The organism is Comamonas sp. MYb21, assembly GCF_037479395.1.
Classification (GTDB): Bacteria; Pseudomonadota; Gammaproteobacteria; order Burkholderiales; family Burkholderiaceae_C; genus Comamonas.
In genome coordinates, this window is the sequence record NZ_JBBGZC010000009.1 from 1 (window position 1) to 20317 (window position 20317).

Sequence of the window (20317 nt, forward strand, 5' to 3'; positions counted from 1 at the left end):
CTCGCTCCTGCATGGCTGCGCTGCACCAGGCGGCCCCAGAGGTCGTACTGCATGCTGACAGCGGCTGCGGTGGTGCTGGGCACTACCGGCGTATTGCCATCGCCCGCCTGTCCGCCTCGCTCTTGAACGCGCCCCGCTTTGACCTCCACGACCTGGCCTTGGGCGTCGTATGCATAGTGCTCCGTGCTGCCATCGGGGTAGTGCACCGCCTGCAGCTGGTCTTGCGCGTTGTAGAGGTAGCGCACCCGCTCGGCCAAGGCGTTGCTAACGGCCAGGGTCTGGCCCCAGCGGTTGTATTCGTAGCGCGTGCTGTGGCCCGAGCAGTCGGTGTAGCTGGCCGTTTGTCCTGTGCGGGTGTAGGTAAGGTGTTTGTCGCCTCCCTTGGCATCGGTGATGCGATGGGGCTTGTCTGCGTTAAGGCGTGTGGCGAGGTCTGCCTGGGCGCCGCTCGCATCTGTGATGGCCGGGTAGTGGTAGTGCTCGGTGCTGCCATCGGCCATGGTCACCTGCGTCATGCGGCCGTAGTGGTCGTAGGCGTAGTGGGTGGTGCGGCCCGCCGCATCGGTGCTGCTTTGCAGCCGGCCAGTGGCGTCATCAAAGCGCTGGCTGCTGCGTGCCCCGCCCGGGCCTTGGGTGGACAGGAGCTGGCCCAGGGGGCTCACCTGCATGCTGACTCTGCGGCCCAGCGGGTCGGTCACACTGGTCAGGTGGCCAAACTGGTTGTAGCTGCGCTGCACCGTGCTGCCATCAGCCCTTTGGTGTTCTACGAGCCGCGCCAGGCCCGCCTCGCCTTGGAAGATGTAGCTGTCAACGCGGCCCAGGCTGTCGGTGACCACGCAGGCCCTGCGCGGCTGGCCGTTCGCTTCGGGCAGGGTTTGGTAGGCAAACTGGTAGTCCAGGCCCTCCTGGTTGCGCTGGGCAATGGCCTGGCCGCCCGGTTCATAGCGGTCGTAGGCGTAGTGGTGCTCGGGGCCGCTGCGCTCTTGGTGGAAGACCATCAAATGGTTGCGCCAGGCAAAGCGGCGCGTGACCTGGCCGTGGCGGTCTTGCACCTCAAGCAAGTCACCCTGGGCGCTGTAGCTGTAGTGCACCAGGGTGATGGGTTCCGTTTGATCGGTGACAGCGGGGTCGCGTGCGAGGCGGATGCGGGTCAGGCGCACGCCGCTGTCGGCTTGCCAGAAGAAGTGGCTGTCTTGTGCGCCCTCTTTGTGCCTGTAATGCTGGGCATCCTGCGCGGCAATCGCCTGCGTGTAGTGCAGTTCGTAGTGGCGGCCTACACCATCATCAATGCCGGTGATGCGTTCCTGGCCCAGCACCGTTGACCAGTGGTAGCGCTGTTTGCGGTCCAGGCGGTCTATCTTGCCCAGCAGGATCCAGTTCAGGTCTGGCTCGGGCTCGGAGGTGTGAGTGCTCAGGGGTGTGCCAGCAGTTTGCTGCGCCTGCCTAGCCGCACGTGCTGCCTCGATCTGCTGCCAGTTGGCCGGCGCAAATACCCAGACGGTGTCGCCATTGCCTGTCGATGCAAAGACCAGCAGATCGCTGCAAGCCATATCGCGCCCAATCCAAGCAAAGCGGCCTTGCCACCACAGCGGGGCTTGGCCTGGGAGCTGCTTTGCGTTTGCGTTTGCGCTGTGCGGTGCCTCTGCACTGAATCTTGCAGCCCCCGTCATCGCTGCCAACTCCTGCGAGAGCCCACCGGCGTGCATGCCTGAGCGCAGCAGCCAGATATCTTCGCTCGCGCTGTAGATCGACTCGCCCGGCGCCAGCGCATCAAAGGTGATGGTGCGGCCCTGGCTGTCGTGCAGCAAGGTGGCGCTTGCCTGCATGGAGAGGCGCAGCTCCATCGGCAGGCCCCAGCCGTAACCGAGCATGCCGCAGTAGCCGCCTTGCTCGGCATTGACGTAGCTGCTGTACTGGCGCTGCCAGACGAGAGCCATGGCGCCGGGCAGCGCAAAGTCGAGGTCAGAAACACCAGACAGGACCTTAGCGCCTAGCTGCGGGTTGACGGGGTTGCCCACTGCTGTGCCACTTGGGCATACCGAGCAAGCCACCCCGCCTTGGGTGCCGATCAGGACCGTGCGCGAGCCCGTGACGATGCGTGCGTATTTGACTTTATCGTCTATGCGGGCTGCGGGTTTTCCTGTCATGCAAGTTCCAATCGAAAAGTGATAGTAAATAGTTTAAATCTACCATAAGCACGTTTCGATAGCGGCAACAGTAGTTGCCTAAGTCAGGAAGTGGCTACGTCAATTTATTCAAGCTGCTGTTAAAACCCATGCCCGATTTCCCGCCAAGGCTGGGTCGGCAGGCCCGCCACACCGACGCGCATTGCAAACACGCAGCCCGACAGCGGCAGCTGGGCCAGCTCGTCGCGGCTGCGGCCGTGGCGGGCGGAGGTGACGTACAAGGTGCGGCCATCGCTGCCACCAAAGCAGGGCATCGTGGGGCAGAGCGCCGGCGTGTAGTGGCTGGCGAGGATGCGGCCCTGGGGGGAGATTTGCAGCACGCGGCCGCCTTCGTACATCGCGCACCAGTAGTTGCCTTCAACGTCCACAGCGGCGCCATCGGGCCGGCCGCCATAGCCGGGCTCGCCCGGGGTCCAGCCCTCGGGCTTGGCATCAAAGCGCATGAAGACTTCGCCCTCGCCTTGCGGATAGCCGCTCACGTCGCAGGCGAATTTCTTGATCGTGTGGCTGGGGGTATCGGCCCAGTACATGGTGCGCCGGTCGGGCGACCAGGCCAGGCCATTGGCGTTGGAGACGCCATCTTGCACCTTGCGCACCGTCGTGGTGCCCGTCAGCCCATCGATGCAGTAGAGCGCGGCCACCGGCTGGCGCGGGCCGCTGGCGGGCTCGTGGATGGTGCCCACCCAGAAGCGGCCCTGGGCATCGCAGCGGCCGTCGTTGCCGCGCTCGGTGGCGGGGTCGATCGGCAGGCGGGCGATCTCGTGCAGGGTACCGCCCCAGTGGGTGGCGCGGCAGATGCGGTCGCGCAGCACGACGATCCAGCCGTCCAACGCGCCGCCGCTGCGGGCCGGCGCAATACAGCCGGGCTCGGCGGGCATGTCCCAGCGGTCCATATAGCCCGATCCGGGCATCGTGCGCCACAGCTGTTTGCCAGCGACATCGACGCCATAGAGAACACCACCGCTGGCTTGCCAGAAAGGAGACTCCCCCAACGCAAAGGGCTGGCTGACCACGGTATGCCAGATCATGGCGTTCCTTTAGAAATAAATTGCATGGAAAACCCTAAGCATTATCTGTGCCACCTGGGTTGCAGCGAGGCGGGCTTATGGAATATAGGACAGCGGCAAGGCGGTGGTGAACTTCAGCTCTTCCATTGCAAAGCTGGACGACACATCGAGCAACTGGGTATCGGCGATCAGGCGTTTGTAGACCTTGTCGTAGGCGGCAATGTCGGGCACCACCACGCGCAGCAGGTAGTCCACCTCGCCGCTCATGCGGTAGAACTCCACCACCTCGGCAATGGCCGCCACTGCCGCGCGAAAGCGCTCAAACCACTCCTGGCTGTGCGTGCTGGTGCGCACCGCCACAAAAACCGTCACGCCCACATTGACCTTGTCGCGGTCCACCAGCGCCACCTGGCGCTTGATGACCCCGGCCTCCTTGAGCCGCTGGATACGGCGCCAACAGGGCGTGGCCGACAGCCCGACCTGGGCCGCCAGATCGGCCACCTGGGTCTCCGCATCGGCCTGCAGCAACTCCAGCAGTTTGCGGTCAATAGAATCCAATTTCATTTTTTTCCTATTTTTTGGAATGAAACTCCAATATTGTGCAGTAGCTGGCGAATTTTGCGACTGTATTCCCCGGCCCGGGCTGGACAATTTGGGCATGGAAATCTACCTCGACGCCAACGCCACCACCCCCGTCCTTCCCCAAGCCCGCGCCGCCGCCCTGGCGGTGATGGCCGATGCCTATGGCAACCCCAGCAGCATCCATGGCAGCGGCCTCAAGGCCCGCGCGCTGCTGGACGAAGCACGTGCTGCCGCGCGCCAGGTGCTGGGCGTGCCCAGCGGCCAGCTGCTGTTCACCAGCGGTGCGACCGAGGGCATCCAGACCGCCGTGCTGTCCGCGCTGAGCGCCCTGCGCCAGCGCCGCGAGGGCGGCGATAGCAGCCCCATGCAGCTGCTCTACGGCGCCACCGAACACAAGGCCGTGCCCGAAGCCCTCAAGCACTGGAACGCCGTGCTCGGCCTGCAGCTGCCGATCGCCGCCATCCCCGTGGGCCGCGATGGCCGACATGACCTGGCCTGGCTGCGCGCGCAGGCGCCAACGGCCGGCCTGGTCTGCACGATGGCCGCCAACAACGAGACCGGCGTCATCAGCGACCTGGACGGCATTGCCGATGCGCTGCGCGGCAGCCCGGCGCTGTGGCTGGTCGATGGCGTGCAGGCGCTGGGCAAGCTGGCGCTCAAGCCGGTAGAGCGCGGCATCGACTACGCGCCGTTCTCCGGCCACAAACTCTATGCGCCCAAGGGCGTGGGCATGCTCTATGTGCGCGAGGGCGCGCCCTTTACCCCGCTGCTGGCTGGCGGCGGGCAGGAAGGCGCACTGCGCGCCGGCACCGAAAACATGGCCGGCATTGCCGCGCTGGGCGCCGTGCTGCGCGCGCTGCAGGACGGCAGCAGCTTTGCCAGCGCCACCACGATGGCGGGCCACCGCAGCCAGCTCGAAGCCGCACTGCGCGAGGCCTTTGCCGGCCTGGTGTTCAATGCGCCCCCGGCGCTGTGCCTGCCCACCACGTTGAATTTTGCCGTGCCGGGCCTCAGCGCCAAGCTGCTGCTCGATCTGTTTGATGCTGCCGGCCTGCGGGTGAGCGGCGGCTCGGCCTGCAGCGCCAGCAAGGCCCAGCCCAGCTATGTGCTCGAGGCCATGGGCCTGCCCGCCTGGCAGACGGCTGCTGCGGTGCGCATGTCCTTTGGCGCGGCCGATTCGGCCGAGATGATTGCCGAGGCCTGCCAGCGCATCCGCGCCTGCGGCGCGGCACTGCGCGCGAACTGTCTGGTGGAAGCGCCCGAAGACACCGCCCATGGCACAGCCCCGCTGCTGACGCGCTTTGTCGTCGACGGCGCCTGCTGCTACCTGCTGGCCGATGCCGCCAGCCAGCGCTGCGTGGTGGTCGATCCGCTGCCCGAGCTGGTCGAGCGCCTGGCGCAATGGCTGCGCTGCCGGGGCTTTACCCTGGCCGCCGTGCTCGATACCCACAGCCATGGCGACCATGCCTCATCGGCGGCCGAGCTGCGCGCTGCCGTGCCCGCTGCGCTGCAGGCCACGGGCGCGGTCGATACGCTGGGCTGGCCCCAAGGCGCCACGCAGATCGCGCTGGGTGCCTACCGCTTGAGCCGCCTGGCGCTGCCCGGCCACACCGAAGATTCCACCGCCTACCTGCTGCACGAAGGTGCGCAGCTGCAGCTGGCCCTGGTGGGCGATACCGTGCTGCCCGGCGCGCTGGGCCGCAGCGATTTTGCGCAGAGCGCGCCGCTGGCCTATGCGGACAGCCTGCGCCTGTTGGCCCAGACCGTGGGCCCGCAGACCCTGCTGCTGCCCGGCCATGACTATGACAACCGCTTTGCCTGCACCTTGGCCGTTGAAGCTGCTGCCCAGCCGCTGCTGGCCGGCGTGCTGCAGGGCCAGCTCGATGCCGCGGCCTTTGCCGCTGCCAAGGCCGTGCTGGAGCAGAACCTGGCCCCCACCGCCTACCAGACCATGGCCTGCGGCGCCCGCGTCGATGCCGCCACGCCCGCCGTGTGTGTGGAGCTGCCGGTGGCCCGTGCCCAGGCGCTGCAGCAGGCCGGCAGCGCCGCGCTGCTGGTCGATGTGCGCGAGCCCTATGAGCAGCAGCTGGGCCAGGCACCTGGCATGGACGATGGCGCCAGCAGCCAGGCCGTGCCGCTGTCGGGCCTGCTCAATGCGCTGCCGCAGTGGCTGGCCTTGCCGGCCGATACCCCCGTGGTGTTTTACTGCCGCAGCGGCAACCGCAGCGCCCAGGCCGCCCATGCATTGCGCCGGCTGGGCCACCAGCAGGCCTTCAGCGTGGCCGGCGGCCTGGCGCTGTGGCCAGAGCGCGCCACGGCACCCGTCTAAGCTTTGTCTTCAGCGCCAGTTCGGCGCATAAAAAAAGGCCGGCCGGGTTGTGCACCCGTCCGGCCCCCCAAGGAGTATCCGCAAGAATCAACGTCCGTAGGCCGCTTCGCCGTGGGAGGTGATGTCCAGGCCTTCGCGTTCGGCTTCTTCCGTCACACGCAGACCACCGGTCAGCAAACCTGCCACCTTGTACGAGATCCAGGCCACCACACCCGACCACACGATGGTGATCAGCACGCCCTTGGTTTGCACCCAGATCTGGTGGGCCATGTTGTAGCCTTCTGGCTCGACACCGCCGAGGCTGGAGGCGCAGAACACACCGGTCAGGATGGCACCCAGGATACCGCCCACGCCGTGCACACCGAAGACGTCGCAGGTGTCATCGACCTTGAGCAGGCGCTTGAGACCGGACACACCCCACAGGCACAGAGCACCGGCGAGCAGACCCATGACGATGGCACCCATGGGGCCGACAAAACCAGCGGCTGGGGTGATGACCACCAGACCACCGACGGCACCCGAAGCGGCACCCAGCATCGAGGGCTTGCCCTTGTGCAGCGTCTCGCAAACCAACCAGCTCACGCAGGCTGCGCCGGTGGCCACGATGGTGTTAATGAAGGCCAGGCCCGCAATACCGTTGGCAGCACCTGCCGAGCCGGCGTTGAAGCCGAACCAGCCCACCCACAGCAGCGATGCGCCCACCATAGTCAGAGTCAGGTTGTGCGGAGCCAGCGCTTCGCGGCCAAAGCCCAGGCGCTTGCCCAGCACATAGGAGCCCACCAGACCGGCCACACCGGCGTTGATGTGCACAACGGTGCCACCGGCAAAGTCCAGCGCGCCATCCTTGCCCAGCAGACCACCGCCCCAGACCATGTGGGCAATCGGCAGGTAGCTGAAGGTGAACCACAGCACGGCGAAGATCATCACGGCCGCAAACTTGATGCGCTCGGCAAAGGCACCGACGATCAGCGCCACGGTGATGGCGGCGAACGTGGCCTGGAACGAGACGAACACATACTCCGGCACGGTGGCCATCGCACCCGACAAGGTATCGGGCGTGATGCCCATCAGGAACACCTTGCCGAAGTCGCCAAAGAAGTTGCCTTCACCGGAGAAGGTCAGCGAGTAGCCGTAGATGGTCCACAGCACGGTGATCAGCGAGAAGATCGTGAACACCTGGGCCAGCACCGACAGCATGTTCTTGCTGCGCACCAGACCGCCATAGAACAGCGCCAGACCCGGGATGACCATCAGGATCACTAGCATGGTCGAGGTCATGATCCAGGCGGTATCGCCTGCATTCAGAACGGGAGCTGCCGCATCGGCCGCAGCCGCGTTGCCCGCAGTGGCCAGTGCCACTGCCGCCAGCCCTGCCAAGGAAAGAAGTCGTCTCATGTTGTTCACACCTTCAAGATAAATTGGCTTGTTGCGCGCGCCTTGCCAGCGCGGAGCGCTGTTTTTTAGATCGCGTTCGGGCCGGTTTCGCCGGTACGGATACGCACCACCTGCTCCAGCGGCGAGACAAAGATCTTGCCGTCGCCGATCTTGCCGGTGCGCGCTGCGTTCTCGATGGCCTCGATCACCCGGTCCACCAGGTCCTCGGCCACCGCGATCTCCAGCTTCACCTTGGGCAGGAAGTCCACCACGTACTCGGCGCCGCGGTACAGCTCGGTATGGCCCTTCTGACGGCCAAAGCCCTTGACCTCGCTCACCGTGATGCCTTGCACCCCAATATCGGACAGCGCCTCACGCACTTCATCGAGCTTGAAGGGCTTGATCACCGCCACTACCAGTTTCATGTTCATAGTCTCTCCTGTCGTCACTTATTGCAGCGGCGCTGCATCAAAAAGCCTTGGTCAGCGACACGATCGCGCGACCCTTGTTCACAAAGCCAAAGGCACCGGTCTTGTTGGCGCCCACCCAGGCGGCGCTCAGCGAGAAGCCGTCACCCAGGTCGTAGGCACCACCCACGCTGTAGTCCACATAGTTGGGCACGCCCAGGTCCTTGATGTCGCTGGAAAAGCGCGTGTAGCCCACGGCCAGCTTCAAGGTCGTCTTGGGCGCCACTTCCTGGGCGAATGCCACATTCAGGTAACCGGTGTTGCGGCCCTTGTACGTGCTGTCGTACTTGGTGCCGGCCCAGCCAAAGTAATCCTTTGACACGGTGTGCGAGTACTTCACGGTCACGGGACCCAAGGTGCCCGAGCCATACAGTTCGGTGGTGTTGCCCAGCGTGTTGCCGGGGTAGACATAGGTCAGCAGACCCACATCCCAGTCCACATCGGCGGCCTTGAACTTGTAGCCACCGTAGAAATCCATCTCCAGCTTGTTGTTGTCGAGCCAGTCGACGGTGGAGTTCCAGTTCCCCACATAAAAGCCGCTGTCGCCAAAGGCGTAGTCGACCCCTCCCTGGAGTGCGGGCTTGACCCATTGGGCACTAGAGGACTTCTGGTCCTGACCGCGGAACTTGTAGTTCGTGGTCACGCTCACATTGGCGGTCAGCTGCGCGCTTGCCACCATCGGCAGCGCCAGGAACGCTGCACCCGCCACCACCATCCAGCCTCTGTTGCTCATTGCCATTGCCACACTCCTTGTTGATGAATTCGACCCATCCGTTTGTGGCAAGCACAATGCACAGAGCGTGCCAAACCCAGCGCCACCCGCTGCGTTGCGCGCACCAGACAAGCGCAGCGCGCTATATTTTTTTGCAAATGCTTACGTTCTGAGCCGCCACGGGGCGGCCGGGGGCGCGGAATGGCAGGCCGACGCCGCCGCCACGCCGGCCCCGGGCTGTCGCCACTTGTTGCTGCCAGCGACTTTTGCGATGCTGGTGGCAGCCGTGCCTCCAAGAGGTGCTTCGTAATGCACCAAAAAGGTGCAAAACCACAAGGAAGCCCGCCCATGAGTCTCGCCGTGGTGCACAGCCGGGCCCTGGTCGGGCTCACCGGCCATCCCGTCAGCGTCGAAGTCCATCTGGCCAATGGCCTGCCCAGCTTCACCCTGGTCGGCCTGGCCGATCTGGAAGTGAAGGAAGCGCGCGAGCGTGTGCGCTCGGCGCTGCAAAACAGCGGGCTGGAGTTTCCGCACAACAAGCGCATCACCGTCAACCTGGCACCGGCCGATCTGCCCAAGGAGTCGGGCCGCTACGACCTGGCCATTGCGGTCGGCATTCTGGCGGCCAGTGGCGCCATCGATGCAGACCGGCTCAAGGACTATGAATTTGCCGGTGAGCTGTCGCTGTCGGGTGCATTGCGCCCGGTGCGCGGCGCGCTGGCCGCCAGCATGGACCTGCACCAGCGCGGCCAGCAGGTGCGCCAGGTGCTGCCCCCGGGCAGTGCAGAGGATGCCGCCCTGGTGCCCGATGCCGAGGTCTACCGCGCCAGCCACCTGCTGGATGTGGTGCAGCACTTTGCGCCCCAGGCCGCCAGCGCCGAGCCCGATGCAGCGCCCAGCCAGTGGCAGCGCATGCCCGCCCAGCCCCGCCCGCCCGAGGCCCCCTGCGCCGACATGGCCGATGTCAAAGGCCAGGCGGCCAGCAAGCGGGTGCTGGAGATCGCTGCCGCAGGCGGCCACAACCTGCTGATGCTGGGCGCACCGGGCGCCGGCAAATCGATGCTGGCCCAGCGCTTTGCCGGCCTGCTGCCGCCCTTGAGCGTGGCCGAGGCGCTGGAGAACGCCGCCGTACACAGCCTGGTCGGCAGCTTTGATGCCCAGCGCTGGGGCCAGCGCAGCACCATGGCGCCGCACCACACCGCCAGCGCCGTGGCCCTGGTGGGCGGCGGCAGCCCGCCCCGGCCCGGCGCGATATCGCTGGCCCATTGCGGCGTGCTGTTTTTGGACGAACTGCCCGAGTTCCCGCGCAGCGCGCTCGAAGCACTGCGCGAGCCGCTGGAGACCGGCCAGATCAGCATCGCCCGCGCGGCGCAGCAGGCCACCTTTCCTGCCCGTTTTCAGCTCATTGCCGCGATGAACCCCTGCCCCTGCGGCTTTCGGGGCTCGCGCCAGCGCGCCTGCCGCTGCTCGCCCGACCAGGTCAGCCGCTACCAGGCCCGCATCAGCGGCCCCCTGCTCGATCGCATTGACCTGCACCTGGAAGTCAGCCCCCTGCCCGCCGATGAGCTGCTCACCTCCCCGGCCGGCGAATCGACTGCCACCATCCGCGAGCGGGTGACCGCCGCCCGTGCCCGGTCACTCCAGCGCCAGGGCATGCTCAACCAACAGCTGCAAGGCCAGGCGCTCGACGATTACTGCCAGGCCGAGCCCGCCGCGCTGCAACTGCTGCAAACCGCCGCCGCCCAGCTGGCCTGGTCGGCACGCGGCATCCACCGCAGCTTGCGCGTAGCCCGCTCGATTGCGGATCTCGCGCAGTCGGAGACCATCAGCCCGGCCCATGTGGCCGAGGCGGTGCAGTACCGGCGGGCGCTGCTGGGTACGAGCGGCATGTAGCCAGCGCTGCTGAACGCTCACCCTTATGCAGAAAACGCGTTTACTAAGTCAGAAAAATTAGTTCCTCCCGCAACGCTGACTTCGCACAATCCCCCTTTTGCGCCGCGCAGCCCTGCTGCGAACGGCGGTTTTTTGAAAGCGGATATGGGCGTGAGCAAATGGGGCCAGTGGCGAGTCTTGGGCGTGGCGGCGGCGTCGCTGTGTGTGGTGGCCGGTGCCAGTGCGGCAGGCGCAGCCAGCGCCCCTAGCGGCGCCCCCATCCGTATTGGCCTGCTGGCCCCGCTGACCGGATCGGGCGGCGCCTATGGCAAGGAAGAGGAAACAGCGGCCAAGGCCGCCGCTGCCCATATCAATGCCCATGGCGGTGTGCTGGGCCGGCCGCTGGAGATTGTGGTGGCCGATGACGAGACCACGCCCACAGCCGGCGTGTCGGCCGCGCGCAAGCTGATCGATGTGGATGGTGTGGTGGCGATCACCGGCGTCTGGAGCAGCGCGGTGGCACTGGCCGTGCGCCCGGTGGCACTCGAGAAGAATGTTGCGCTGCTGCCCGTGGGCTCGGCCGATGAGCTGACCGAGGGCGACAACAAGGGCCTGGTCTGGCGCTTCCAGACCAATGGCAAGAACTGGGGCCAGGCCTTTGCCAATGTGGCCTACAAGGATGGCGCGAAGACCGCCTCCATCCTGGTGCTGCAAACGCCCTTCACGCTCAGCACCGTCAAGCCCTTTGCCGAGCGCTTTGCGCAGCAGGGCGGCAAGGTGCTCGACACCCTCTACTTCAACCCCAACCAGCCCTCGTACCGGGCCGAAGTGGAGAAGATCTTCAGCAAAAAGCCCGATGCGGTCTTCCTGCCCAGCTATATCCCCGAGTTCAGCGCCATCGTGCGCGAGATCTACCGCAGCGGCTACGAAAGCAAGCTCTACACTTTCAGCCATGCGGCCGACAGCGGCGGCAAGTTTGTGCAGAACGTGGGCAAGGCCGCCGCCGAAGGCGTGAACCATGTGCAGGCCACGCCGGTGGGCAACAACGCCAGCTACCAGCTCTACCTGAAGCAAACGCAGCAGCCCGAAGGCACCATCGTCGCCTTTGGCGCCAATGTGTTTGACGAGATCAATGTGCTGGCGCTCGCGATCGAAAAGGCCAAGAGCGCCAAGGCGGCCGACTTCAGCAAGGAGATCGCCAACGTGGTCAACGCCAAGGGACCCGATGTACACGACCCCGTGCAGGGCCTGCAGCTGATTCGCGCGGGCAAGCCTTTCCGCTACTCCGGCGCGACAGCGGACTTCCGCTTTGCGCCCAATGGCGACCAGGTGGACCTGGACTACGGCCACTACCGCGTGCTCAACGGCGTGAGCAAGCTGGTGGGCACCACCAAATGAGCCTGCAGACAGACGATCTGCTCAGGGTTCAGGATGTTCATGTAGGTTTTGGCGAGTTCACCGCGCTGGACGGTGCCCACCTACGCATTGCGCGCGGCGGCATCACCGGCATGGTGGGGCCCAATGGTGCGGGCAAGTCCACCTTGTTCAATGTGCTGGGCGGCCAGCAGGCCCACCAGGGCGGCCGGGTGCTGTTCGACGGCCAGGACATCACGCACTGGTCCGTGCACCGCCGCGCCCAGGCCGGGCTCACCCGCACTTTTCAAATCTCGCGCGAGATGGGCGCGCTCACGGTGCTGGAGAACCTGCTGCTCGCCGCTCCCCAGCAGCCCGGCGAAAAGCTCTGGCATGCGCTGCTGAACACGGCGGCCGCGCGCCAGCATGAAGCCCAGGCGATGGCGCAGGCGCAGTCCCTGCTTGAGCGCGTGGGCCTGTGGCGCCTGGCGCATGACCGGGCCGACAGCCTCTCGGGCGGCCAGAAGAAACTGCTGGAGCTCTGCCGCGCGCTGATGCTCAAGCCCCGGCTGGTGCTGCTCGATGAGCCGGCGGCCGGCGTCAATCCGGTGCTGGTCGGCGAGATTGCCGACTTCATCCGCAGCCTGCAAGCTGAAGGCATGAGCTTTGCCATTGTGGAACACAACATGGACATGATTGCCGCGCTGTGCGACCCGGTGTATGTGCTGGCCCAGGGCAAGGTGCTGACCCAGGGCAGCTTTGCACAGGTGTCTGCCAACGCGCAGGTGGTCGAGGCCTACCTCGGAGGTGTGGCATGAGCGCCGAACTGCGTCTGGACAGCGTCGTGGCCGGCTACGGCGCGCGCGCCGTGCTGCACGGCGTGAGCCTGGATGTGGCACCCGGCTCCAGCCTGGTGGTCGTCGGCCCCAATGGCTCGGGCAAATCCACCTTGATGCGCGTCGTGACCGGGCTGATCCGCCCGCAGTCGGGCCGCGTCATCTGGAATGGCCGCGACATCACCGCCCTCGATGCACCGGGCCGCGCACGCCTGGGGCTGGGCTATGTGCCGCAAGAGGCCAATGTGTTCCGCAACCTCTCGGTGCTGGACAACCTCAAGCTCGGCCATGAGTTCATCGCCAGCGGTGGCGCCAGGGCCTTGCGCGAGCGGCTCGATGCGGTGCTGGCGCTGTTTCCCGAGATCGTTCCCAAGCTGAACGTAGCCGCTGGCTTGCTCAGCGGCGGCCAGCGGCAGATGGTGGCCATGGGCGCGGCGCTGATGCCCTCGCCCCGGCTGCTGGCGCTCGATGAGCCCTCGGCGGGTCTGTCGCCCTTGAATGCATCGCGCCTGTTTGAGGTGGTGCAGCGCGTGGCGCAAACCGGCGTCACCTTGTTCATGATCGAGCAGAACACCCGCCTGGGCCTGGCCGCTGCCGACCAGGGCCTGGTGCTGGTCGCCGGCCAGGTGCGGGCGCGCGCGCCCAGCCAGGAGCTACTGGCCAACGGCCAACTTCAAAGTCTTTATCTGGGGGCGCACTGATGCTGGCGCAGCTCATCTTCAACGGCCTGGTCTCGGGCCTGCTCATTGCGTTGCCGGCGCTGTCGCTGGCCTTGGTTTTCAGCGTGCTGCGCTTTGCCAACTACGCCATTGGTGCGATGGTGACCACCGGCGCGTATCTGGTCTATGCCTTCAACGGCCCGCTGGGCTGGCCCTTGCCGCTGGCAGTGGCCGCCGGCATGGCGCTCAGCGTTGCGTTGGCGCTGCTGCTGGACCGGCTGGTGTTTGCGCCGCTGCGTGGGCGCTCGGGCGTCACCTTGCTGGTGGCCTCGATCGGCCTGGGCCTGGTGCTGGAGAACCTGGTGCGCCTGGTCGCCGGCAATGCGCCGCGCGGCTATGGTGTCGAGATTGCCCGGCCCGCGCGCCTGCTCGGCCTGCGCGTCAACCAGGAGCAGCTCATCACCCTGGTCTGCGTGCTGGTGGCGCTGGCGCTCGTGTGGCTGGTGTTCCGCTTCACGCGCCTGGGCCGCGCCATGCAGGCTGTGGCCGACAACCCCGATCTGGCGGATGTGCGCGGCATATCGCGCAAAAAGGTGACGGCCACGGTCTGGGCGCTGGCCGCCGCAATGGCGACCTTGTCGGGCGTGCTGATCGGGCTCGACTCGAATGTGGATCCGCAAATGGGTTGGAACTACCTGCTGCCGGTATTTACCGCAGCCATCCTGGGCGGCATCGGCAGCCCGATGGCGGCGGTGGCGGGCGCGATGCTGCTGGGCGTGACCGAAGAGCTGGCCACCCTGTTGCTGCCGCCCCACTACCGCACGGTGGTGGCCTTTGGGGTCATGGCCTTGCTGCTGCTGCTGCGCCCGCACGGTCTGTTTGGTGCCAAGTGGGTGCGCAAATGACAAGCTATCTGATTGCAACCCTGGTGCTGGTGGTGATCGCCACCTTGTCGGGCCTGGCGCTGAACCTGCAATGGGGCCTGGGTGGCCTCGTTAATTTTGGCCTGTTCGGCTTTTACATGCTGGGCGCCTATGCCTGCAGCCTGCTGCAGATGCAGGGCCTGCCGCCGCTCGCTGCCATGCTGCTGGCGCTGCTGCTGACGGCAGCGGCCAGTGCGCTGGTCAGCTTGATATCGGTACGGCTGAGCGAAGACTACCTGGCCATCGTCACCTTGGGCTTTGCCGAATCGCTGCGGCTCTTTATCAGCTACGAGGAATGGCTGACCCGGGGCACCCTGGGCATCCCCAACATCGTGCGGCCCTTTGCCGAGCTGGTGCCCGGCGCCTGGCGCGATCTGTTCTTTCTGGGCTTTTGCCTAGTCTGGCTGGCGCTGGTGTTTGTGGTGCTGCAGCGCCTGGCGCGCTCGCCCTTTGGCCGCCTGCTGCGCGCCACGCGCGAGGACGCGGGCGTGGCCGAGGCGCTGGGCAAGAACGTGCTCTGGGTGCGGGCGCGCAGCTTTGCGCTGGGCGGCGCCATCCTGGGCATTGCCGGCAGCCTGCACGCCTTCTACTACACCTATATCGACCCGACCCAGTTCAGCACCATCCTGACGGCCTATGCCTTCATGGCCGTGATCCTGGGTGGGCGCGGCAGCCATGCCGGCGTGCTGGTCGCCGGCTTCACAGTGATTCTGCTGCTGGAGGGCAGCCGCATGCTGGCCGGCGTCGTGCCCTGGCTCGATGGCACGCAGCTGGCCGCCATCCGCCTGTCGCTGGTCGGCGTGCTGCTGCTGGCGATGCTGATCTTCAAACCCAACGGCCTGCTGCCGGAATACCGGCTGGGCCCCCGCTCTCAAGGAAAATAGCCATGACCCGAATCACCCGCAAATCCCGCGAAGACCTGCCCGCCGCAGAGCAGCCGCTGTGGGACCGCATGCTGGCCGCCGGCGACTTTGCCGACCAGGCCGGCGTCATGGCGCAGCGCCTGCCGATCTTCTCGCAGACCTGGGCGCTGCTGCTGCAGCTGGGCCAGGAAGCGGTGCTGCCCAAGCGCTACACCGAGCTGGCCATTGTCACCGTCTCGCTGCTCAATGAATGCGAGTACTGCATCGACCACCATGGGCCCAAGCTGCTGGTCGAAGGCCTGTCGGCCGAAGGCGTGCGGACCTTGCTGGACTACGCCAGCCACCCCGAGCTGAACGAGGTGGACCGCCTGGTGGTGGAGTACGCGATCGCCGTGACCCGCAACTGGAGCCAGACGCGCGACGAGATCTTTGGGCGCCTGCACCAGCACTTCAGCGAAGCGCAGATTGTGGAGCTGACCTGGCGCACCGCGCTGTGCGGCGCCTTCAACCGCTTCAACGACATCCTGCAGGTGCAGACCGCGCCACTGGCCACCCCGGCAGCCAGCGAGGCGGCGGCGCAGGTCTAAGGGCAGAGGCTCCGTGATGGATTTATGGGAATGAGCCGACAGCCCCCGCGTGAACTGCGCCTCAACACTTTTCAGATGGCTGCGCCCTCCCACAACTGGGCGGGCCTGTGGAAGCACCCGCGCGATAACCAGGCGCAGTACCACCAGTTGCGCTACTGGGCGGACATGGCCCGCACGGCAGAGCGCGGCCTGCTCGACGGCATCTTTATCGCCGATGTGTTTGGCATCTACGACGTCTACGCAGGCAATGCCGATGCGGCCTTGGCGGCAGGGGCCCAGTCCCCGCAGCTGGACCCGACGATGCTCATCTCGGCGATGGCCCTGGTGACCGAGCACATCGGCTTTGGCGTGACCGCCAGCCTGAGCAACGACCATCCCTTTTCCTTTGCGCGCCGCTTTGGCACCCTGGACCACCTGACCAACGGCCGCCTGGGCTGGAACATCGTCACCGGCTACCTGGAGAGCGGCGCGCGCGGCCTGGGCCGCGACAGCTTGCGCGACCATGACGAGCGCTATGACGTGGCCGAAGACTTCATGGCCGCGATCTACCAGCTCTGGGAAGGCAGCTGGGAGGCCGGCGCTGCCGTGCGCGACAAGGACAGCGGCGTGTTCACACACCCCGAACGCGTGCATGCCATCGCCCATGACGGCCCCTACTACCGCGTGCATGGCCGGGCACTGGCCGAACCCTCACCCCAGCGCACACCCCTGCTGTACCAGGCTGGCAGCTCCGCACGCGGCCAGCAGTTTGCCGGCCGCCATGCCGAGGCCTGCTTTATCAACGGCCCCACACCTGCGGCAGCCGCCAAATCGGTGAAGGCCTTGCGCGCATCGGCCCAGCACGCAGGCCGCGATCCCTACGATCTGCTCGCGCTGCTGGGCGCCACCGTGATCGTTGCGCCCACCACCGCCGAAGCCCAGGACCTGCGCGACGAATACCGGCACTACCTCGACAGCGCCGGCCAGCTGGCGCTGGTCTCGGGCTGGACCGGCATGGACCTGTCCCAGCTCGGCCTGGACGATGTGCTGCCCTTTGCCAAGACCAATGCCATCCAGTCCACCGTCGAGCACCTGACCCGCAACACGCCGCAGCCGCCCAAGGTCCGCGACCTGCTGGATTTCAGCCCCGTCGGTGCGCGGGCGCCGGTCTTCATCGGCTCGCCAACGGAAGTGGCCGACCAGATGGCCCACTGGGTCGCCGAGAGCGATATCGATGGCTTCAACCTTGTGCGCACCGTCATGCCCGAGAGCCTGAACGCCATCGTCGACCTGCTGATCCCCGAGCTGCAAAACCGGGGCATGTTCAAGACGCGCTATGCGGAAGGGACACTGCGCGAAAAGCTGTTCCCGGCTGGGGACAAGTTGCTGCCGGCCAGCCACCCGGGTGCGGCTTACCGGCGATGATCTAGAAGTCTGAATTCTAGACGGATGTACGCATCCACTCTAATTTGCGTACCAACTGACGTCCAGGAATGATGTACCTCAGTGACCTAACGACCAAATCCGCACTCCCGAACTCACGGCAACTGAAATTAGCCGCTCTCTGCGCCTACTGGATAGCGTCTGTAGCCGAGCAAAAGACAGTCCTTCCCTAACTTTAGCGGGATCTTGAACTGTGCGCTCTCCTAAAACCGCTTCCAATTCACGCAAACGCGCCTTACTATACTGACTTGATGCGATGTCCATTGGTCGGCAATGTAGTTTCCTTTTGATTAGCAATCATTCCAACCTAGGAAAGCAGTTATACATCTAGTCTGGGGCCCATCGTCGCATTCTGTAGGACGTGGTATTTAAATAGATATAAATCAAACACAAGAAAATTCTTCGCTAATCGACACTAAGGTACAGAAAATTTTTATTTTAATGCGTTTACCCGAAAATTCATTCAAAGGACTTACTTTAGATTTAGATATCGATGTATAAAATATCAAATTAGTTTGTATTTGAAATAGCAAAAATTAAATTCAATCATTAGTTAATTGCACATGGGATATTATAAAAGGACTCCAAGCATCTGGACAAAAGGAGGAATATGGATTATATTTAATGTTCTGATCTGCATAGTACCTCTAACTGTACCTATTTTCATCTCTGGAGTGTATACATTAGAGACTCTAGATGCATTACCCCAAAAAGTCAGTATCTTATTATTAGCTGTTGCACTAGGATCGGTCACTTTAGGGGAATGGATTATAGACCCTCCTGACTCTTTATGGGCCAAAATTGCAGTCGCAATGGTATTTTTTCTAGTTATATTTGCCTTCTTCACTTATATATACATAACAGAAAAGCCAGAAAAAAATGCAGATGTAAAAATAATTATATATTTTTATGGAATGATGACAATTACCAGTCTAATTAGCATGATTAATTGCTGGAGACATTCATCAAAGGAGAATATTTAAATGTCTGCTATTTTTGATATAAATATTATTATATTGATATTAAGCTCTTCAGCAAGCATAATATCGATCTCCGCAGCCATATTAGAAAATAAAAGACTAAAGAAAATAAAAAACAAACATCAGCAAAAAAACAAGAAACCAATTTATCTGCTGACTTACTCTTATGAGACTCCATTTAAAAACAAAATTCCTGCGTATTTCAATCACGTACAAGACGCAGCAATGGACTTCTATATTTCTAAATCATATATAAATATTCAACAAAATTTGGAAAAAGCCGCGCAGCTGAAGAAAAATCTCAGAGCTAGGTTGGCAGCCTTGAGAGAGAAATCTAACGAGGACAAAAGTTTCGTTCTTGAATCCAACGTATTGGAAGAAATAGCTAAATCCTTCGAGCAAAATACATCAACGCTTGAAACTCTTAGTCCTCAAGAAATTCTTGTTTATATGAGCACTTCAGAACTACGCAACCTCAACGAAACAACAGAAAATTTAAAAGAATGGATAGACGAAACAATAAATTCCCACAAGAAATTAAAAAATTACTCGGAATCGATATATAGTTATAAGAAGATTATCCAGTCGAAAAGTATAGAATTTTCAAAGTTTCAAACAAAAGACATGAAAACCTCTACGAGTGACAACAAACAACCAATTTCCTAGTTGGCATTTAATTTCACGCCGCCAGTCTAAATACTCCACAAAGAACTGCTTGCACTGATAATTAGACTACATCTATTTATGTGCATGTACAATCTCAAACATTTTTAATACTTGCTATTGGATAGATCTTGATATGCAGACAGGCAGAGACAATATCAAATACAGTTTTATCTACAAATATTCAGAACAAATAGATAACTCTAGTTGGAATGCATGCTGATGCACTTGCGTCGAGATTTCAATTTATCTCATCACAAGATGTTTAACTGAAATTCAGGTACGCAATTTATTCTCTGCTATCGGGATACACTCTTGACCCCATCGCCTGTTGCCTGGCTATGGGGTTTGCTTCTTCAGTGATAACAGCCGCTTCAGGCTTCCGGCATCAGCGGCTCGCCTAGGTTCAGCATCAGGCGGTTGGCCCAGGCAAAGATGGCGTCCGAGTGCAGAAGGTCCAGCACCTCGCCGTCGTTCAGGCCCTCGGCCTTGAGCGCGTCGATGTCGGCGGCGTTGATGGCGGCGGGCTGCTCGGTGATCTTGATCGAGAACTGCACGATGGCCTTTTCACGCGCGGTGGTGCCGGCAGTGGCGGGCTCTTCGAACACCTGGGCAATGGTGTCGCTGCGCTTGGCCAGCTGCTCAAAGCGCTGCGCATGGACCGACGCGCAGTAGACGCAGCCGTTGATGCGCGAGACCACCGTGGAGCCCAGCTCGCGCTCGGCCCGCGAGAGGCCGCCGGGCGCATACATGATGGCGTTGAAGGCGGTGGAGCGCTCGCGCAGGATCAGCGGCTGGTGCACCAGGAACAGGTAGTAGTCCGAGGTCTTGGCCTTGGGGTGGCTTTCTTCGAGCACAGCCATCTGGTCGGGCGTGGCCTGGCCCAGCTGAACGACATCGAGCCAGGCCTTCCACTCCAGCGATTCGTTGGTGAAGCCGTGGGCGCGGATAACCTGGGCGGGTTGGAATGCGGCGGGCGTGCTCATGCGGTGGCCTCCTCGGATGCTTTCATGGCTTGCAGGCCGGCCACAAGGCGGACCTGGTAGGAGAGAAATGCGATCAGCTGCGACAGCGCCACGACAGCCGGGGTGCTGATGCCAGCGGCTGGCAGGGTTTCCAGCGCCGCCTTGTCGCCCTCGATCGGGTTCTCGATCAGGGTGCGGGTAAAGGCCAAGATGGCGGCCAGGCGCGGGTCTTGCGCATCCTGGGGCTGGCCGGTGTCGGCCACGGCGATCAGTGCGGCATCGACTGCCAGCTGCTGCAGGCGTTCGCGGTAGTGGGCAACCAGCTCGGGCGCAGGGGTCAGGCGGCAGGCATAGAGCGCAACCAGCAGGCGCTCGGCCAGGCTGATGCCCGGCAGCGCCGGATCAAACAGCGCCTGGTAGCTGCCCTGGGTGGCGGCCACCACCTTTTCACGCTGGTGGCGCGCCGCATAGGTGCGGCTGCCCGGTGCCAGACCGACCAGCCGGTCGATCAGGTCATCGCTGGGGGATGTGGACATG

General features: G+C 63.3%; 18 protein-coding genes. 10 read left to right on the forward strand and 8 right to left on the reverse strand.

Going from position 1 to position 20317, the window contains the following annotated elements; all coding sequences use genetic code 11:
- From WH367_RS14155 to WH367_RS14165, 3 genes are all read right to left on the reverse strand, one after another.
- On the reverse strand, positions 1-2147 hold a 2147-nt coding region (locus WH367_RS14155; RefSeq protein WP_339536602.1), incomplete at its 3' end, for a DUF6531 domain-containing protein.
- 119 nt (positions 2148-2266) lie between these two features.
- On the reverse strand, positions 2267-3214 hold the full coding sequence (locus WH367_RS14160) for an SMP-30/gluconolactonase/LRE family protein (RefSeq protein ID WP_339536603.1): 948 nt from the start codon (positions 3212-3214) through the stop codon (positions 2267-2269).
- Positions 3215-3289: 75 nt separating this feature from the next.
- Positions 3290-3751, reverse strand: a complete 462-nt coding sequence (locus WH367_RS14165) for an Lrp/AsnC family transcriptional regulator (RefSeq protein WP_027011371.1) — start codon at positions 3749-3751, stop codon at positions 3290-3292.
- A gap of 100 nt (positions 3752-3851) precedes the next feature.
- On the opposite strand from WH367_RS14165, the gene WH367_RS14170 reads away from it, so the two are divergent.
- Positions 3852-6104, forward strand: a complete 2253-nt coding sequence (locus WH367_RS14170) for an aminotransferase class V-fold PLP-dependent enzyme (RefSeq protein WP_339536604.1) — start codon at positions 3852-3854, stop codon at positions 6102-6104.
- 87 nt (positions 6105-6191) lie between these two features.
- Here WH367_RS14170 and WH367_RS14175 read toward each other — a convergent pair whose 3' ends face one another.
- From WH367_RS14175 to WH367_RS14185, 3 genes are all read right to left on the reverse strand, one after another.
- Positions 6192-7499: an ammonium transporter gene (locus WH367_RS14175; protein WP_043338911.1), complete on the reverse strand. Its 1308-nt coding sequence runs from the start codon at positions 7497-7499 to the stop codon at positions 6192-6194.
- Between the two features lie 65 nt (positions 7500-7564).
- Positions 7565-7903 carry a P-II family nitrogen regulator gene (gene glnK, locus WH367_RS14180; protein ID WP_027010591.1) on the reverse strand — a complete coding sequence of 113 codons (339 nt, stop codon included), beginning with the start codon at positions 7901-7903 and terminating at the stop codon, positions 7565-7567.
- 43 nt (positions 7904-7946) lie between these two features.
- The gene (locus tag WH367_RS14185) at positions 7947-8678 is read right to left on the reverse strand and encodes a TorF family putative porin (RefSeq protein ID WP_312988489.1); all 732 of its coding nucleotides are present in this window, start codon (positions 8676-8678) and stop codon (positions 7947-7949) included.
- Positions 8679-9005: 327 nt separating this feature from the next.
- Between WH367_RS14185 and WH367_RS14190 the strand changes: the two genes are divergently transcribed.
- The 9 genes from WH367_RS14190 to WH367_RS14230 all read left to right on the forward strand — a co-directional run bounded on the left by WH367_RS14190 (position 9006) and on the right by WH367_RS14230 (position 18818).
- Entirely contained in the window at positions 9006-10550 is a 1545-nt protein-coding gene (locus tag WH367_RS14190) for a YifB family Mg chelatase-like AAA ATPase (RefSeq protein WP_339536605.1), read from the forward strand.
- A 132-nt stretch (positions 10551-10682) separates the two neighbouring features.
- Complete coding sequence (locus WH367_RS14195; protein ID WP_339516676.1) at positions 10683-11927, forward strand: ABC transporter substrate-binding protein; 1245 nt, start codon at positions 10683-10685, stop codon at positions 11925-11927.
- Positions 11924-12700: an ABC transporter ATP-binding protein gene (locus tag WH367_RS14200; protein ID WP_312988460.1), complete on the forward strand. Its 777-nt coding sequence runs from the start codon at positions 11924-11926 to the stop codon at positions 12698-12700. The genes WH367_RS14195 and WH367_RS14200 overlap by 4 nt, the downstream gene beginning before the upstream one ends.
- A complete protein-coding gene (locus WH367_RS14205; protein ID WP_339536606.1) occupies positions 12697-13419 on the forward strand; it encodes an ABC transporter ATP-binding protein in 723 nt (240 codons plus the stop codon). The genes WH367_RS14200 and WH367_RS14205 overlap by 4 nt, the downstream gene beginning before the upstream one ends.
- Positions 13419-14282 carry a branched-chain amino acid ABC transporter permease gene (locus WH367_RS14210; RefSeq protein WP_339536607.1) on the forward strand — a complete coding sequence of 288 codons (864 nt, stop codon included), beginning with the start codon at positions 13419-13421 and terminating at the stop codon, positions 14280-14282. Before WH367_RS14205 ends, WH367_RS14210 begins: the two co-directional genes overlap by 1 nt.
- Entirely contained in the window at positions 14279-15184 is a 906-nt protein-coding gene (locus WH367_RS14215) for a branched-chain amino acid ABC transporter permease (RefSeq protein WP_339536608.1), read from the forward strand. The genes WH367_RS14210 and WH367_RS14215 overlap by 4 nt, the downstream gene beginning before the upstream one ends.
- A 2-nt stretch (positions 15185-15186) precedes the next feature.
- Positions 15187-15750 carry a carboxymuconolactone decarboxylase family protein gene (locus tag WH367_RS14220; RefSeq protein WP_339536609.1) on the forward strand — a complete coding sequence of 188 codons (564 nt, stop codon included), beginning with the start codon at positions 15187-15189 and terminating at the stop codon, positions 15748-15750.
- Positions 15751-15780: 30 nt separating this feature from the next.
- Positions 15781-17154 (forward strand): LLM class flavin-dependent oxidoreductase, encoded by a 1374-nt coding sequence (locus WH367_RS14225; RefSeq protein ID WP_339536610.1) that lies wholly within the window; start codon positions 15781-15783, stop codon positions 17152-17154.
- Positions 17155-18155: 1001 nt separating this feature from the next.
- Positions 18156-18818, forward strand: coding sequence for a hypothetical protein (locus tag WH367_RS14230; RefSeq protein ID WP_339536611.1), 663 nt, complete (start codon positions 18156-18158; stop codon positions 18816-18818).
- 371 nt (positions 18819-19189) lie between these two features.
- On the opposite strand, the gene WH367_RS14235 is transcribed toward WH367_RS14230, so the two are convergent.
- The gene (locus tag WH367_RS14235) at positions 19190-19801 is read right to left on the reverse strand and encodes a peroxidase-related enzyme (RefSeq protein WP_021024826.1); all 612 of its coding nucleotides are present in this window, start codon (positions 19799-19801) and stop codon (positions 19190-19192) included.
- Complete coding sequence (locus WH367_RS14240) at positions 19798-20316, reverse strand: CMD domain protein (protein ID WP_339536612.1); 519 nt, start codon at positions 20314-20316, stop codon at positions 19798-19800. The genes WH367_RS14235 and WH367_RS14240 overlap by 4 nt, the downstream gene beginning before the upstream one ends.
- Between the last annotated feature and the right edge of the window lies 1 nt (position 20317).

Coding starts and splice junctions, on each gene's coding strand:
- WH367_RS14160 (WP_339536603.1), bottom strand. CDS start 3,214: ATGATCTGGCATACCGTGGTCAGCCAGCCCTTTGCGTTGGGGGAGTCT.
- WH367_RS14170 (WP_339536604.1), top strand. CDS start 3,852: ATGGAAATCTACCTCGACGCCAACGCCACCACCCCCGTCCTTCCCCAA.
- WH367_RS14175 (WP_043338911.1), bottom strand. CDS start 7,499: ATGAGACGACTTCTTTCCTTGGCAGGGCTGGCGGCAGTGGCACTGGCC.
- glnK (WP_027010591.1), bottom strand. CDS start 7,903: ATGAAACTGGTAGTGGCGGTGATCAAGCCCTTCAAGCTCGATGAAGTG.
- WH367_RS14185 (WP_312988489.1), bottom strand. CDS start 8,678: ATGAGCAACAGAGGCTGGATGGTGGTGGCGGGTGCAGCGTTCCTGGCG.
- WH367_RS14190 (WP_339536605.1), top strand. CDS start 9,006: ATGAGTCTCGCCGTGGTGCACAGCCGGGCCCTGGTCGGGCTCACCGGC.
- WH367_RS14200 (WP_312988460.1), top strand. CDS start 11,924: ATGAGCCTGCAGACAGACGATCTGCTCAGGGTTCAGGATGTTCATGTA.
- WH367_RS14205 (WP_339536606.1), top strand. CDS start 12,697: ATGAGCGCCGAACTGCGTCTGGACAGCGTCGTGGCCGGCTACGGCGCG.
- WH367_RS14210 (WP_339536607.1), top strand. CDS start 13,419: ATGCTGGCGCAGCTCATCTTCAACGGCCTGGTCTCGGGCCTGCTCATT.
- WH367_RS14215 (WP_339536608.1), top strand. CDS start 14,279: ATGACAAGCTATCTGATTGCAACCCTGGTGCTGGTGGTGATCGCCACC.
- WH367_RS14220 (WP_339536609.1), top strand. CDS start 15,187: ATGACCCGAATCACCCGCAAATCCCGCGAAGACCTGCCCGCCGCAGAG.
- WH367_RS14225 (WP_339536610.1), top strand. CDS start 15,781: ATGAGCCGACAGCCCCCGCGTGAACTGCGCCTCAACACTTTTCAGATG.
- WH367_RS14230 (WP_339536611.1), top strand. CDS start 18,156: ATGTCTGCTATTTTTGATATAAATATTATTATATTGATATTAAGCTCT.
- WH367_RS14235 (WP_021024826.1), bottom strand. CDS start 19,801: ATGAGCACGCCCGCCGCATTCCAACCCGCCCAGGTTATCCGCGCCCAC.
- WH367_RS14240 (WP_339536612.1), bottom strand. CDS start 20,316: ATGTCCACATCCCCCAGCGATGACCTGATCGACCGGCTGGTCGGTCTG.